This window comes from Caldanaerobacter subterraneus (assembly GCF_004345675.1).
In the GTDB taxonomy this organism is placed as follows: domain Bacteria; phylum Bacillota; class Thermoanaerobacteria; order Thermoanaerobacterales; family Thermoanaerobacteraceae; genus Thermoanaerobacter; species Thermoanaerobacter subterraneus.
Window position 1 is genome coordinate 1 of sequence record NZ_SLWU01000026.1, and the last position, 16,115, is coordinate 16,115.

14 protein-coding genes and 1 tRNA gene are annotated in these 16,115 nt (G+C 39.5%); 13 read left to right on the plus strand and 2 right to left on the minus strand.

The genetic code is table 11. From position 1 onward, the window contains the following. Positions 1-64: 64 nt before the first annotated feature. Together EV203_RS10595 and EV203_RS10600 are read right to left on the minus strand one after the other, a co-directional pair. Positions 65-325 (minus strand): anti-sigma factor family protein, encoded by a 261-nt coding sequence (locus tag EV203_RS10595; protein ID WP_243700680.1) that lies wholly within the window; start codon positions 323-325, stop codon positions 65-67. Positions 326-328: 3 nt separating this feature from the next. Beyond that, a complete protein-coding gene (locus EV203_RS10600) occupies positions 329-829 on the minus strand; it encodes an RNA polymerase sigma factor SigX (protein ID WP_011026430.1) in 501 nt (166 codons plus the stop codon). Between the two features lie 195 nt (positions 830-1,024). Here EV203_RS10600 and EV203_RS10605 point away from each other — a divergent pair, with 195 nt between their 5' ends. From EV203_RS10605 to meaB, 13 genes are all read left to right on the plus strand, one after another. Next, complete coding sequence (locus EV203_RS10605) at positions 1,025-1,966, plus strand: DMT family transporter (RefSeq protein WP_022586980.1); 942 nt, start codon at positions 1,025-1,027, stop codon at positions 1,964-1,966. Between the two features lie 175 nt (positions 1,967-2,141). Further along, positions 2,142-2,810, plus strand: a complete 669-nt coding sequence (locus tag EV203_RS10610; RefSeq protein WP_132040517.1) for a class I SAM-dependent methyltransferase — start codon at positions 2,142-2,144, stop codon at positions 2,808-2,810. Positions 2,811-2,868: 58 nt separating this feature from the next. Next, positions 2,869-2,943, plus strand: a tRNA-Glu gene (locus tag EV203_RS10615). A 138-nt stretch (positions 2,944-3,081) separates the two neighbouring features. Further along, complete coding sequence (gene spoIIE, locus EV203_RS10620) at positions 3,082-5,439, plus strand: stage II sporulation protein E (protein ID WP_132040519.1); 2,358 nt, start codon at positions 3,082-3,084, stop codon at positions 5,437-5,439. Between the two features lie 63 nt (positions 5,440-5,502). Continuing rightward, on the plus strand, positions 5,503-6,879 hold the full coding sequence (gene tilS / locus EV203_RS10625) for a tRNA lysidine(34) synthetase TilS (protein WP_132040521.1): 1,377 nt from the start codon (positions 5,503-5,505) through the stop codon (positions 6,877-6,879). 16 nt (positions 6,880-6,895) lie between these two features. Next, entirely contained in the window at positions 6,896-7,441 is a 546-nt protein-coding gene (gene hpt / locus EV203_RS10630; RefSeq protein WP_011026425.1) for a hypoxanthine phosphoribosyltransferase, read from the plus strand. A 70-nt stretch (positions 7,442-7,511) separates the two neighbouring features. Beyond that, entirely contained in the window at positions 7,512-9,347 is a 1,836-nt protein-coding gene (gene ftsH / locus EV203_RS10635) for an ATP-dependent zinc metalloprotease FtsH (RefSeq protein WP_011026424.1), read from the plus strand. 163 nt (positions 9,348-9,510) lie between these two features. Further along, positions 9,511-10,899 (plus strand): ATP-binding protein, encoded by a 1,389-nt coding sequence (locus tag EV203_RS10640; RefSeq protein WP_132040523.1) that lies wholly within the window; start codon positions 9,511-9,513, stop codon positions 10,897-10,899. A 20-nt stretch (positions 10,900-10,919) separates the two neighbouring features. Then, the gene (locus tag EV203_RS10645; protein ID WP_022586985.1) at positions 10,920-12,587 is read left to right on the plus strand and encodes a formate--tetrahydrofolate ligase; all 1,668 of its coding nucleotides are present in this window, start codon (positions 10,920-10,922) and stop codon (positions 12,585-12,587) included. Positions 12,588-12,596: 9 nt separating this feature from the next. Further along, the gene (locus EV203_RS10650) at positions 12,597-12,962 is read left to right on the plus strand and encodes a hypothetical protein (protein ID WP_011026421.1); all 366 of its coding nucleotides are present in this window, start codon (positions 12,597-12,599) and stop codon (positions 12,960-12,962) included. Positions 12,963-13,068: 106 nt separating this feature from the next. After that, entirely contained in the window at positions 13,069-14,748 is a 1,680-nt protein-coding gene (locus tag EV203_RS10655; RefSeq protein ID WP_132040525.1) for an acyl-CoA mutase large subunit family protein, read from the plus strand. A gap of 17 nt (positions 14,749-14,765) precedes the next feature. Next, positions 14,766-15,173, plus strand: a complete 408-nt coding sequence (gene icmB, locus EV203_RS10660; protein WP_011025548.1) for a coenzyme B12-dependent isobutyryl CoA mutase small subunit — start codon at positions 14,766-14,768, stop codon at positions 15,171-15,173. Continuing rightward, positions 15,170-16,114: a methylmalonyl Co-A mutase-associated GTPase MeaB gene (gene meaB, locus EV203_RS10665; protein WP_011026419.1), complete on the plus strand. Its 945-nt coding sequence runs from the start codon at positions 15,170-15,172 to the stop codon at positions 16,112-16,114. Before icmB ends, meaB begins: the two co-directional genes overlap by 4 nt. The last annotated feature ends 1 nt before the right edge of the window (position 16,115 follow it).

Here is a 16,115-nt window from a genome sequence, read left to right on the forward strand (position 1 = left end):
GGCATGTTGGAAGAAGGGTATTTTTTTGTCTTTTTGCCCTTTAAATGCCTCAAAAATTTTTTAATTACCCCCTTGACATTTTACCGTTTGTCTTTCTCTTATTATTTTCTTTGCTCAACTTTTCATTAAAGGCTATCCATGCGTCATTTAAATCTATATTGGAAGTTTTTAAGGCATTTGCTGTAAATTCATTTATAAACTTTAGTTCTTCTAATTTTTGCCTACATGTGCTGCAGGTTTTTACGTGTTCTTCTATATTTTTTGAGGTGAGTTCGTCCAATTCTCCATCTAAATACGCCTGAAGGGTTCCTTCATCGTAGCACACATTTCACACCTCCTTTTCGTATAATTCCTTGAATTTTTTCTGAGCTCTTGCAATGGTTGTTCCTACGGAGGATTTTTTAATTCCCAAAGCGACTGCTATTTCTTCATAACTGTAACCTGAATGCTTAAGTATTAAACACATCATGTCTCTTTTATTCATTTTTAATAGAACTTCTTTCACCTTTGACTTTTCAAAGTTTTTTATAGCTATTTCTTCGGGGTCTTCCAAAAGTTTTTCTTCATTCTGCTGGAAGGCTTCTATTTCTCTTACTCTTGCGCTTCTTTCTGTTCGAAGATAGTTTAATGCATGGTTCATGGCTACTTTTGAAAGCCAACCTCCTATATTTTCATTGTGCCGGGGAGGCTTTTTTAAGAACTTTATGAATACCTCCTGCGCAATGTCCTCTGCTTTAAATTCATCTTTTACAACCCAGGAGATTTGTTTTAAGACTTTTGGATAATACCTTTCAAAGATATCTTTGAAACTCTCCTCTATTTTTAACACCTCCCCTGTCCCTTTTCACTAATAATAACACATCTGAAATCAATTTTGTGACAAAAACTTTTTAGACAAAGGGGACGGTTCCTTTCGTCTGAATTTTTCAGACGAAAGGAACCGTCCCCTTTGTCTGGGTTTTATTTTTTGGGGAAGTGTTATATAATTATATCGGTGTTTTTAAAAAAACGCGGGGGTGTTAAATTGGAGAGGATAAAGGGCTATTATCCATATTTAGCAGGAATAGGTATGGCATCAATTTTTGGCTTTTCTTTTATGTTTACGGCGATGGGGCTTGAAGTGGCATCTCCTTTGGAGCTTATATCATATAGGTTTCTTTTAGCATCTATTGTCATAACGCTTCTCTGGGCTTTTGGTGTAATTAAGTTAAATTACAGAGGGAAAGATGTGAAGCCATTGCTTTTATTGTCTTTGGCAGAACCTTTTATATATTTTGTTTTTGAGACTTATGGGATAAAGTATACTTCTTCTTCTCTTTCGGGGCTGATGATAGCCTTGATTCCTGTTGCAGTCACAATCCTTGCGGTGATATTTTTAAATGAAAGGCCTTCTTTGTACCAGCTTTTGTTTATTTTGTTATCTGTAGCAGGCGTTATATTCATAATTTTTATGACCGGGTCAGAAGGTGGGAAAAGTTCTCTCTTAGGATTTTTATTTTTGCTGGGAGCGGTTTTGTCTGCGGCTTTTTACACGATTCTGGCAAGGAAATTTTCCTCTGTTTTTTCTCCTATAGAGATAACATTTGTTATGATGTGGTTTGGGGCTATCTCTTTTAATATTTTGAATTTAATTGAGAAAGTGATAAGAGGGGATAGCCTTTCAAGTTACTTTTCAAGTGTGGCTAATTATAAAGTGTTAATTCCAGTACTTTACTTGGGGATTTTATCCTCAATCGTTGCATATTTTCTCAATAATTATGCGCTTTCTAAGCTTCCTGCTTCTCAAGCCTCTGTCTTTGCTAATTTGACTACAGTGATTTCCATTATAGCAGGAGTGACTATAAGGCATGAGGTTTTTTACTGGTACCATGTAGTTGGGGCGATTATGATATTAATAGGAGTATGGGGTACGAATTATTTTGGAAAAGCGTATGAGGTAAAGGCTTTGTCTGAAGAAATCCATTGATAGAGGTATTTACAAAGAAGGGAGGGCTGTGATATACTACTCTTGGCAGAACCCTATACCATACGGGGGCATATCGATGTGGCGAAAAAAGGATGCGGTACAAAAATACCGCATTTAAATTATGGAGGAGTGATTTTATTAGTACGCGGGGAATACTTTCTAATTCTTTTACTCGATGGTTGACTTTCTTATGCACACCATTGTTCTGGCTTTTGACTATGCAAGGCTGGAATTAGCCTCGCATGTTGATATTATATCATGTTTTTTGAGTTTGTTGAAGAAAATTTTTAAAATTTGGGGTGATAAGATGGAAAGAGATATACAAGATGCACTGGAAATATTAGGAAGAGGTAAAGGCTTTGCTCTTGATATAGGGACAGGGAGAGGCAGAATGGCTTCAGGGCTTGCTGAGTACGGGTATGATGTGGTTTCTCTGGATGAAAGCCTAGAAGCTTTAAAAAGGGCAAGGGAGTTCATAAGGGAAAGCGGAGTGGAGGAGAAAGTCCTTCTTATGGTTGGGGATGGACATTCCCTTCCTTTTTTGGACGAAACCTTTGACGTCGTGGCAACGTACAATGCGCTTCATCATATGAGGGACTATAAAAGGGTTTTGGATGAGATGGTGAGGGTATGTAAAAAAGGAGGGAAAATTGTCATATCTGAACTCAACGAATACGGCAAAAAAGTTGTGGAGGAGAGTCACAGGAAGAGAGGTAGCCATCACGAGGCAAATATTAGCATCGTGGATTTGTCTTCTTATCTTGAAAAAGAGTATAGGATAGTAGGTGAGATAAAACCTTCTGAAAGGACAGATATCTACATAGCTACGAATATAAGCTTTTAGAGGAAATTTTTAATGTTGACAACAAGAAAAAATATGATAAAATAAAAAATGGCTTTGGGGCCCCGTGGTCAAGTGGTTAAGACACCGCCCTTTCACGGCGGCAACACGGGTTCGAATCCCGTCGGGGTCACCATTTTTTATTCTGCAAAAAAGCCTTTACAGGCTTTTTATTTTTTTATGTCGAAAACAAAAATAAGTGAGATACAAAAAATAGCAAATAAATCCACCACCTTTATGGTATAATTTAGAAAAAATAGAAGGTGGTGGAGGTATGCAAAGCGCAAATGTGTTTCCTTACAAGAAAACTTTGAAAGGAAAGCTAAGTGAAAATGTCGACAAGGGTTTTTATAAAAATGTTTTAAATTCAGTTTTGTTTTTGATTTTTGCTTTTATACTAGGAAGAGCTTCCATTTCCTATGTGCTTTTTCCTTTTGGGATAGCTTTTTTTGCGGCATTAGTCGCTTACAAGAAAAAGTATTTCTTTGTAGGTCTAGGGGTGTGGCTGGCGTTATTGACAGTGCCAGGAGTAAATAGTGCTAAGTATCTTCTCAGCATGGCTATAATTTTTCTATTGGAACTTTTTTTGAGGGTTAGGCCTACTAATGCTTTAAAGGCTTCTTTTATCACTCTTTTTTCTCTTTTCGCTTCAGGGCTGATTTTTAGCTATTCATACAATTTTTTATATTTTGATGTTTTTTTAAGTTCATATGAGGCAGTTATTGCGATGTTATTAGTTTTTATTTTTAACCACTCTCTTTCTTTCATTGTCAACAGAAGCACAAGGAAAGTAATTTCCAACGAGGAATTGGTTTCTTTAGGGATATTTACTGCAGTTTTTATACTGGGGCTTCACAATTTAAGCATTTGGAAATTTAGTTTAAATAGTATAGCAATAGCCTTTGCGGTGCTTTTTATAAGCTATCTGGGAGGCAGTGGGGCTGGTTCTGCGATAGGGACGACTATAGGGGTATTGAATGTGCTTGCATATGCGGAAGCGCCTTCAATTGTAGGTGTTTTAGCTTTTGGAGGGCTTTTGGGAGGGAGTTTTCGCAAACTGCACAGGATTGGGACTATTGCAGGTTTTGTAATAGGAGCGGCAATAGTAGCTTTTTATACAGGGTTTAAAGTCGGCAATAGTTTAAACCCTTATGGCATTGGATTGGCGGCTTTGCTCTTTGCAGCTTTTCCGAAGAAGTATATTCAAGAAGCTGAAAAATTGATTAAAGGAAATAAAAACTTAAATGACAGAGATTACAGCAGAAAATTAAAGGAAATAATTGCAGCAAAACTGAAAGAGTACTCGGGAGTTTTTGAGGAACTTTCTAAGACCTTTAAGCAGTCAAATGAAAAAATACTGGACCATAAAGATATTTCCTATTTGTTTGAGGAAATTGCCAATAAGACCTGTTCTCAATGTATTATGTATAAAAACTGCTGGGACAGAGATTTTTACAGCACTTATAAATCTATGTTTGAACTAGTGGAGCATTTAGAGAAGAGGAAAGATATAAATGATAATAGGCTTTATAGGAAGTGCATTAGATTTTCTGAGCTCATGTCAACTACTAAATATTATCTTGGAATCTATAAAATAAGCATGCAGTGGAGAGAGAGGCTAAAGGATGCAAAAGGACTTATTGCGGCTCAGCTCAAAGGTGTTGCTGATGCTATTTCTGACATTGCAAAGGAGGTAAACATGAACATATCCTTTAAAGATGAGCTGGAACAGGTCATTCTATTGGAGTTAGATAAAAATGGGATACAGGTGGAAGATGTGCTGGTGTACGAAACAGATGGCGGAAGCACAAGCGTAAAAGTGTACAGAGAAGAGGGGTATTTGTCAAAGGATTTGGAGAAAAAGATTGCCTCTGTAATATCAGAAGTAATGGGAGAAAGGTATGAAAGGAAAGATAGACTTTACGGGATAGATTCTAAGGGAAGATGCGTTCTTTCTTTTGCCAAGGCAGAAAGCTTGCAGGTCATCACTGGGGTTAGCAAAGTGAGCAAGGCGAAAAACAGGATTTCGGGGGATACCTACTCTTTTATGGACCTTAACAATGGAAAATATGTGGTGGCTTTAAGTGATGGCATGGGAGTTGGATACAAAGCCGCAGCAGAAAGCACAACCGCCATTTCACTTTTGGAGAAGTTTATAGAAGCGGGGTTTGACAGGGAACTTGTCATCCAGACTTTAAATTCCATTCTAGCCTTGCGGTCAGCTGAAGAGATGTTTTCCACTGTGGACATCATGTTTTTAGATAAGTTCACTGGAAAAGCTGAGTTTATAAAGATTGGAGCTTGTGCCAGCTATGTGAAGAGAGGAGCTTCAGTAGAGGTTATAGAGTCCGGTTCGCTTCCTATAGGAATTCTCGAAGACATTGAGGCAGACCTTCATGAAAAGAAGTTAAAAGAAGGAGATTTTGTGATATTAGTTACGGATGGGGTGCTGGAGTGCTTTGAGGGAGAAAAAGAGATGGAGCTTTTGAGGGTAATAAGCGAAGCAGATTTTATAAGTCCCCAGGAGATGGCGGATTATATAATGAAAAAATCTTTAGAAAGGTGTGAAAATACACCTAAAGACGACATGACAGTGATAGTGGCAAAAATTTGGAAGAAGATTTATGTTTGATTTAAAGCGAGCTATAGTATATAATCATAGTATAGCGTGACTATGAGTTTTCAGGGGTTTGGTATGATTGAGAAGGTTTTAAGGACCATTGAGAAGTACAATATGATAGAAAAAGATGACAAAATTGTAATGGGAATATCAGGAGGCCCTGATTCCCTGTGCATGTTGGATGTACTTTTTAATCTAAAAGGAAAATTTAATTTGAAATTGTATGTTGTTCATGTAAACCACATGATAAGAGGAGAAGATGCCAAAAAGGATGCGGAGTTTGTGGAGAAGCTGTGTAAAGACTTAGATCTTCCCTTTTTTTTATTTGAAGAAAACGTCCCTTATCTGGCTAAAAAGATGGGATTAAGCGAAGAGCAAGCTGGGAGATACGTAAGGTACAAGGCTTTTGAGGAAACATTGAAAAGAGTAGGAGGAAACAAAATAGCTGTAGCCCATAACAAAAATGATGTAGCAGAGACAGTTTTATTAAACATCCTGAGAGGGACGGGGCTTAGGGGACTTATTGGTATAAAGCCTGTAAATGGCAATATTATCAGGCCTCTCATTGAGATTGAGAGAAGAGAAATTGAAAAGTATCTGAAGGATAAAAATTTACATCCCAGGATTGACCATACCAATTATGAAGATTTGTATACGCGAAATAAGATAAGGCTAAAGGTCATTCCGTATATTGAAGAGGTGTTTAAGATAGATTTGGTTGAAAATCTCTCTAGGATGGCGGCGATTTTGTTAGAGGAAGATGATTATTTGGAAGCTAAGTGTGAAGAAGTTTTTAATCAAATATGCGAAATAAATGGGGAAGAGATAAAAGTAGATGTAGATGCTTTAAAGTCACAACATACGGCTATTAAAAGGCGTTTGGTGAGAAGGATGTACTTTTATGTGAAGGGAGAAACTGATGGACTGGAATATGGGCATGTGGAAGATGTATTAAATCTTTTAGATAAACCTACGTCATCAAAAATTGATTTACCTTTTGAAATTGAGGCTTTAAAAATGTATAATAATCTTGTAATCAGAAAAAAGAAGGCGAAAGAGAAGGTAAAATTTAAAGAGGTGCTAAAGATTCCTGGAGTTACAACTATAGAAGGAATTGGCAAATTTAAAGCTTATGTAGTTGATATTTCACAGGTTGATGATTTTAACAAGGGGGAGTATATAAAATTTTTCGATTATGACAAAATAAAAGGGGAAATAGTTGTAAAAAGCAGAGAAGATGGGGACAGGTTTTCGCCTCTTGGCATGAGAGGGACGAAAAAATTAAAAGAGTTTTTTATTGATAAAAAAATACCCAGAGAAGAGAGGGATTACATCCCGCTTGTAGCTATAGGAAAGGAAATTGTGTGGGTTGTAGGTTACAGGATGAGTGAGAAGTTTAAGGTAGACAAAAATACTTCAAAGGTGCTTGTAATTGAATATACTAAAGAATGAAAGAGGAGGTAGTTTTATGCCAAGCCCTATGGAAGACATAGAAGAAATTTTGATAACAGAAGAGCAGTTGAAGGCGAAAGTTAAAGAACTTGGCGAGATGATAACCAGAGACTATGAGGGTAAGGATTTGGTCTTAATTGGGGTTTTAAAAGGAGCAATAATGTTTATGTCAGATTTATCTCGTGCCATTGATTTGCCTTTGTCAATAGATTTCATGGCTGTATCAAGCTATGGGTCATCTACCAAGTCTTCTGGCATAGTGAAAATAATAAAAGACCATGACATAGATATAGAGGGGAAGGACGTTTTGATAGTGGAAGACATAATAGACAGCGGATTAACACTTGCTTATCTGAGAGAGACACTGTTGGGAAGAAAACCGAGAAGCCTAAAGATTTGCACGATTTTAGATAAACCTGAAAGAAGAGAGGCAGATGTGAAAGTGGATTACTGCGGTTTTAAGATCCCTGATAAGTTCGTCGTAGGGTATGGCCTTGATTACGCGGAGAAGTACAGAAACCTTCCTTTTATAGGGGTTTTAAAGCCAGAGCTTTATAAATGATTTGGTTTTTTGTTCTTTATATGGTATTATAGATTAAAGTAGTGGGACTTGTTTGAAGGAGGGGCCTTATTTGAAAGATAACAATAAAATTTTCAGGAGCATGGTACTTTATCTCCTCATTTTCATAGCTATATATGCGATGGTACAGCTTTATTCCCAAGCTACGCCGCAGGTGACCAAGATAGACTACGGAGAGCTGGTAAGGTATATAAGTGCAAATCAGATAAAAAGTATTACTCTTTCGGGCAATCAGGTGAAAGGCGTATTCAAAAACGGCACCGAGTTTGAAAGCAGTGTGCCTGATATAACCAATTTTATGTCTTTTGTGGACCCGTATATATTGGAAGGCAAACTGGATTTTAAATATGAGCCCCAGGTGGGACCGCCTTGGTGGGTTCAGATGCTTCCCTCCCTGTTCTTGGTAGGTGTGCTCATTCTCTTCTGGTATATATTTATGCAGCAAGCACAGGGCGGGGGAGGAAGCAGGGTGATGTCTTTTGGCAAGAGCAGAGCTAGAATGGTTACAGATAAGGACAAAAGAGTTACTTTTAATGATGTGGCGGGTGCAGATGAAGAAAAAGAAGAACTCCAAGAGATTGTAGAGTTTTTGAAATATCCAAAAAAATTTATTGAATTAGGGGCGAGAATTCCTAAAGGAGTGCTTTTAGTAGGGCCACCGGGCACGGGGAAGACTCTTCTGGCAAGAGCTGTTGCAGGAGAGGCAGGGGTTCCCTTTTTCAGCATAAGCGGTTCTGACTTTGTGGAGATGTTTGTGGGTGTGGGTGCAGCGAGAGTAAGAGACCTTTTTGAGCAGGCGAAGAAAAACGCACCTTGTATAGTGTTTATAGATGAGATAGATGCTGTAGGTAGGCAGAGAGGGGCAGGTCTGGGCGGAGGGCATGACGAGAGAGAGCAAACGTTGAACCAGTTATTGGTTGAGATGGACGGATTTAGTGTAAATGAAGGGATAATCGTAATTGCAGCTACAAACAGGCCTGATATACTGGATCCCGCCCTTTTAAGGCCTGGGAGGTTTGACAGGCATATTGTGGTCAATATTCCTGACATAAAAGGGAGAGAAGAAATTTTGAAAGTCCACGCTAGAAATAAACCTCTGGCGCCTGACGTGTCCCTTCAAGTTATTGCCAGGAGGACGCCGGGCTTTACAGGGGCTGACCTAGAAAATGTGATGAATGAGGCAGCTCTGCTGGCGGCAAGAAAGGGTTTAAAGCAGATAACCATGGCAGAATTGGAGGAAGCTATCACCAGAGTCGTAGCTGGGCCTGAAAAAAGGAGTAGAATCATGTCTGAAAAAGACAAAAAATTGGTAGCCTATCACGAAGCAGGGCATGCTGTTGTTGCAAAGCTTTTGCCCACGACTCCGCCTGTTCACGAGGTTACCATCATTCCAAGAGGGAGAGCTGGAGGTTACACGATGCTTCTCCCTGAAGAAGACAAGTACTACATGTCAAAGTCAGAGATGATGGATGAAATAGTTCACCTTTTGGGAGGGCGCGCTGCTGAGAAGTTGGTGCTAAATGATATAAGCACTGGCGCTCAGAATGATATAGAAAGAGCTACCAATATTGCCAGAAAAATGGTGACAGAGTATGGAATGAGCGACAGATTAGGTCCTATGACTTTTGGCACAAAAAGCGAAGAAGTGTTTTTAGGAAGGGATTTGGGAAGGACGAGAAACTACAGTGAGGAAGTGGCTGCAGAGATAGACAGAGAGATAAGGAGAATAATAGAGGAAGCCTATAAGAGAGCGGAAAGCCTTCTACAAGAGAATATAGATAAACTTCACAGAGTGGCGAAGGCCCTTATGGAAAAAGAGAAGCTCAATGGAGAAGAGTTTGAAAAAGTATTTAATGGAGAAGAAATAGAAGGGGTTTCTTTTGCCTGAATTGTATAAGTCGCAAGACTTATACAATTTTTTTTATAAAAACTTTAGTTAACAATAAAAAAATTATTGAAAAGAAGAAGGAATTTTGCCTGTTTATGTCTAATATAATTAGTAGAAGCGTTTTTCCTACAGAAGATGAGGGAGGAAAGCGGAGGGAACAGCCATGAAAAGCCATAAATCATCTTCTACACAGAAAAATTCGCTGCAGTGGATATGCAATCTTCTTGACAATGCTCATGATTTTTTTGTCTTAAAAGACTTAAAAGGAAAAGTAGTTCACATAAATACCAGGTTGTTAGAAATTTTGGGCTATACCCATGAGGATGTGGAGGACTACGACTATTTTTTTCACAGCGTGTTGAAATATAAGGAAATAGGCCCTTATGAAGAAGGGCTTATAATAGAATTAACTGGAAAATACAATATACGCATGTCTTTTGGGATAAAGTTCAGTCCTATTACAAATACTGCTGGTGAAAAAGTAGCCTATTTGGGATTTGTAAAGTTAAGGGATTATGTAAAGGGACGTTTGGATTATCCGCTCGATTTGTTTAAGGCTTCGGCAAATGTGCTTGAGGTGACAGAAGAGGGGGTAATAGTAGTAGATGGAAAGTTTAATGTAGTTTATGTCAACAACAAGGCCTGTGAGCTTTTTGGGATAAAGTACGTAAAGTTTATAAATACCAAATTTTTAGACCTCATCAAAAGATACAAACCTGATTTTTCGGAAATAAGCCTTTTGAGGGGAGATAAAATTGTTGTACCTTCTCGTGACGGGAATGAAGAAAGGGTGCTTTTATTAAAATACGGAAAACTTATGAACAATCATTGGAAGATTATTATTGCAAAAGACATCACTGAAGATTTAAGGTATAAAAAATTGATGGAGCAGACGGAGAAATACACTATTGCAGGGGAGTTTGCAGCTACTACTATTCATGAAATAAAAAATTCTTTAACCTCCATAAAAGGGTTTATACAGCTTTTGCAAGTGAAGCATCCCGATAGTTTTACCTACTATGAGACTATACTAGACGAAGTGGACAGAGTTCTAGGGCTTATCAGAAACTATTTGGGGATAATAAAGAGCAATGAAGAAGGGGAGGAAGAAAAAGAGATAGATGTAAATGCGGTGATAAATCAATATCTGCTTCTTTTTGAAGCGGAAATGGTCAAAAAAGGGATTAAACTTGAAAAGAGGTTTGGAAATGTACCTCTTATGAAGATAGACAAAAATCACATAAAACAGCTCATACTAAATATTGTTCAAAACTCTATGCATGCTGTTGAAAACAATGGTAAAATAGTATTGAGCACAAAATACAGCCCGTACTTAAAGAAACTGATTTTGAGAATAGCTGATAACGGGGGTGGTATAGAGAAAAAGCATTTAAAAAGAGTGATAGAACCGCTTTTCACTACTAAGAAAGATGGGACAGGATTGGGGCTTGCCATCTGTAAGAGCATTGCTGATATATACAACGGAGACCTTAAAATTTACAGCAAGAAAGGGAAAGGAACTCTTGTAAAGGTCGTTTTGGGAGAAAAATAAAAAGCTGGAGGGGATTTCTTATGAAATCAGATATTGAAATAGCTCAGGAAGCCAAGATGCTGCACATAAGAGATGTGGCAGCAAAATTGGGCATTGAGGAGGATTATCTGGAATATTACGGCAAATACAAAGCTAAGATTTCCCCCGCTTTGTGGGATAAAATTAAAGACAGGAAAGACGGAAAACTCATCTTAGTTACAGCTATAACTCCCACCCCTGCTGGAGAGGGAAAGACCACGACGACTGTAGGACTGGGGCAAGCTCTTGCAAAATTAGGGAAAAAAGCCATGATTGCCTTGAGAGAGCCTTCTTTAGGTCCTTCCTTTGGAATAAAAGGAGGAGCAGCTGGAGGCGGTTATTCTCAGGTAGTACCTATGGAAGATATAAATTTGCATTTTACTGGAGATATACATGCCATTACAGCGGCTCACAATTTGCTGGCTGCTATGATTGACAATCACATTCACCATGGAAATGAGCTAAATATCGATATAAGGACTATAACGTGGAAAAGAGCAATGGACATGAATGACAGGGCTTTAAGGGAAATAATAGTAGGGCTAGGAGGAAAAGCTAACGGCTATCCAAGGCAGGACGGCTTTATAATAACTGTTGCCTCGGAGATAATGGCAATTCTGTGCCTTTCTCACGATTTAATGGATTTAAAGAGAAGGCTGGGGGATATAATAGTAGCTTATGACAAAGATGGAAATCCTGTAACTGCAAGGGATTTAAAAGCAGACGGGGCAATGGCAGTACTTTTAAAGGATGCTATAAAGCCTAATTTGGTACAGACGATTGAAAACGTTCCAGCTTTTGTCCATGGAGGTCCTTTTGCAAATATCGCTCACGGATGCAATAGCTTGATTGCGACAAAATATGGGTTAAAGCTTGCAGATTATCTGGTGACAGAAGCAGGTTTTGGAGCAGATCTGGGAGCAGAAAAATTTTTCGATGTGAAGGCGAGGTTTGGAGGTCTCACTCCAAATGCTGCTGTAGTTGTGGCAACGGTAAGGGCTTTGAAGATGCACGGGGGAGTGAAGAAGGAGGATTTGCAGAAGGAGGATGTAGAGGCAGTAAGAAGGGGAATAGAAAACCTTGAAAAGCAAGTGGAAAATGTAAGGAAATTTGGCGTGCCTGTGGTGGTTGCGCTTAACAAATTTGTCTTTGATACAGAAAGAGAAATTGAAGAAGTGAGAAAAGCTTGTGACAGAATAGGTGTAGATATGGCGGTGGCAGAGGTTTGGGAGAAAGGTGGAGAAGGCGGAATAGAACTTGCTGAAAAAGTAATAAAAGCTGCGGACACTCCCTCTAATTTCAGATTCCTATACGATGTAAACTTGCCTATAAAGGATAAGCTCCACATAATCGCTACTGAGATATACGGGGCTGACGGCGTAGAATATACTGCAAGTGCTTTAAAGGATATAGCTAATATAGAGAAATTAGGACTTGACAAGATGCCTATAGTAGTAGCTAAGACCCAGTATTCCCTGTCAGATGACCCCAAGCTTTTAGGGCGTCCTAGAGGATTTAAGATAACCGTAAGAGAATTAAGAATTTCTAGAGGTGCCGGGTTTATAGTTGCTCTGACAGGTGACATAATGACAATGCCAGGGCTTCCAAAACACCCTGCCGCTGAGAACATAGATATAGATGAAAATGGTAGAATAAAGGGGTTGTTCTAGGGACTGAAAATGAGGAGAGAAGTTTTGAAGATAGATAATTTATCGGAGGCCAAAAGAGAGCTAAGCCAAATAAAAGCTGAAGAGATTTCTGTTGATATAATGGCTCCAAAGGCAGTTTTCAGGGTGGTCAAGCTTTACGATGTCCACCCTGCTGCCGCTAACATTGTAAAACAGGAGATGCTGGCGGCTGGTGGAGAAGCTGCTGTTGCAAGAGGCTGTGTGAACATGAGTGTAGATAGTTCAGATGTCATTATAATGGGGACTCTCAAGCAGTACAGAAGGCTACTTTCCAAGCTAAAAATGCAAAAAAGCTATTTTGGAATAAGCGAAATAGTGAAGGAATTAGAAGAAGTTATAAGAGAAATGTCTAAGTAGCGGCAGACTTTTGCCGCTTTTCTTTTTATTTTTTTTGAAAAGGTAAACAATTGTTAAAAATTATGCTATAATGTAGAGGGGAAAATTAAAGGAGGGAATTCGCGTTATGTACGATGAAAAGAAGCTAGAGGAAATAAAAATGAAAAGAGAGGATTGGGAGAAAAATCATAGGGAAAAAGCTATTGCAAAATTCCCTGAGAGGAAAGAAGAGTTTAAGACATCTTCAGAGATAGAGATAAAGCCTATCTATACGCCGGAGGACGTTAAGGGTATAGATTACCTTGAAAAGCTGGGGTTCCCGGGGGAATATCCGTACACCAGAGGCGTACAGCCCACCATGTACAGAGGAAGATTTTGGACAATGAGGCAATATGCCGGTTACGGCACTGCTGAAGAATCTAATAAGAGATTTAAATACCTCTTAGAGCAGGGGCAGACGGGGTTAAGCGTAGCCTTTGACCTTCCGACCCAGATAGGATATGATTCAGACCACCCTATGGCAGAGGGAGAGGTGGGGAAAGTAGGAGTAGCGATAGATTCACTTTACGACATGGAAATACTGTTTGACGGGATCCCACTTGACAAAGTCAGCACTTCCATGACCATAAATGCTCCAGCCGCTATACTTCTTGCCATGTACATTGCGGTTGCTGAAAAGCAAGGGGTGTCTCCTGATAAACTGAATGGCACTATACAGAACGACATATTAAAGGAGTATGTGGCAAGGGGTACTTACATCTTTCCTACAGGTCCTTCTATGAGGCTCATCACCAATATATTTGAGTACTGCTCCAAATATGTGCCTAAATGGAATACAATAAGCATAAGCGGTTACCACATGAGAGAAGCAGGAGCGACAGCTGTACAGGAAGTTGCATTCACCCTCGCAAATGCAATAGCATACGTAGATGCAGCAATAAAAGCAGGGTTAGATGTGGACGAGTTTGCACCGAGGATTTCCTTCTTTTTCAGCGCTCACAACGATTTGTTTGAAGAGGTGGCTAAATTTAGAGCCGCTAGGAGAATGTGGGCAAAAATAATGAAGGAGAGATTTGGCGCTAAAGACCCCCGTTCTATGATGATGAGATTCCACACTCAGACGGCTGGGTCTACTTTGACTGCCCAGCAACCTGACAACAACATAATAAGAGTGACCATTCAGGCTTTGGCTGCAGTATTAGGCGGAACTCAGTCACTTCACACAAACAGCAGAGATGAAGCGCTAGCTCTTCCTACGGAGGATTCTGTCAGGATTGCATTAAGGACGCAGCAGATAATAGCTTATGAAAGTGGCGTCTGTGACACGCCAGACCCGTTGGCGGGATCTTACTATGTCGAATACCTGACGGATGAGATAGAAAAGAGAGCTTTTGAGTATATAAAAAAGATAGATGAACTGGGAGGAGCAGTAAAAGCGATAGACCTCGGGTATATGCAGAGGGAGATTCAGGAAAGCGCCTACAGGTATCAGATGGAAATAGAGTCAGGGAAGAGAATAATAGTAGGGCTTAATAAATTCCAGATGGAAGAGGAACCTCCCAAGAATCTCTTGAAAGTGGACCCTCAAGTGGAAATAGTGCAGAGGGAAAAGATAAAGAAAGTAAAGGAAATGAGAGATAATGCACGGGTGGAAAAAGCTTTAAAGGCTTTGAAAAAGGCGGCAGAAGGCGATGACAATTTGATGCCATGGATACTAGATGCAGTGAGAGAATACGCTACGCTAGGGGAAATAACAGATGTTTTAAGGTCTGTTTTTGGTGAGTATCAACAGCAGATAATATTCTGAAATAGGAGGTTATAAGCATGGAAAGGCCTATAAGGGTACTGGTGGCGAAACCCGGCTTGGACGGGCATGACAGGGGCGCAAAGGTGATAGCAAGAGCCTTAAGAGATGCCGGCATGGAAGTGATATACACAGGATTAAGGCAGACACCTGAGCAGATAGTGGAGGCAGCCATACAGGAAGACGTGGACGTAGTTGCATTGAGTATACTCTCAGGTGCTCACAATACACTTTTTCCCAAAATAACAAAGCTTCTAAAAGAGAGAGGGGCAGAGGACATATTGGTGATAGGCGGAGGTGTGATACCAGAAGAAGACATTCCCTTTTTGAAAGAGCACGGCATAGCAGAGATATTCACCCCTGGCACTCCCACTTCAGCAGTCATTGAATATATAAAAGCCAATGTTAAGAGGTTGGCAAAAAAATGATGGAATTAGAAAAGCTGCTTCTTAATAGAGACAAAAGAGCAATAGCAAGAGCCATAACCTACGCTGAAGACGACGAAGAAAAAGCCAGGGAGATAATAAGAAAACTTTACAAAAGGTCCGGCAATGCCTATATAGTTGGCATTACCGGACCGCCAGGGGTTGGCAAGAGCACTTTGACTGACAGATTGGTAAAGAATTTGGTGGAAGAGGGGAAAAAAATAGGAATAATAGCTGTTGACCCTACGAGTCCTTTTACTGGCGGGTCTATACTTGGCGACAGGATAAGGATGCAGGATTTGACCACACATCCCAATGTCTACATAAGGAGCATGGGGACAAGAGGACATCTCGGAGGGCTTTCAAAAGGAACCTATATGGCGGTGAGAATTTTAGATATAGCAGGGATGGACTACGTGTTTGTTGAGACTGTAGGAGTAGGCCAATCAGAGGTAGACATAATAAAAATAGCTGATACAGTGGTGATGGTTTTAGCGCCCGGACTTGGAGATGATATACAGGCCATAAAGGCTGGAATAATGGAGATAGCAGATGTATTCGTTGTAAACAAAAGCGACAGAGAAGGAGCTGATAAAACTGTATTAGAGCTTAACATGATGCTTGACTTAGATATGCCAAAGGAGTGGAGACCTCCTGTTGTAAAAGCAGTAGCACAGGAGGGAAAGGGTATAGGTGAGGTGCTTGAAAAAATTCATTCTCATAAAGAGTACCTCATCTCAAGCGGTCAGCTTGAAGAGAGGAGAAAAAACAGAATAAAAATGGAAATAACAGAAAGTGTAAAAAATAAGCTTATGAAAGACGTGTTTGCAAAAATGGGAAACGAAGAATTTGACCAGAAAATTCAAAAAGTCATGGCTAAAGAAATTGACCCTTATACAGTTGCAGAAGCTCTCTATAGGCAAATACTTGAGAGGAGGGAATGAT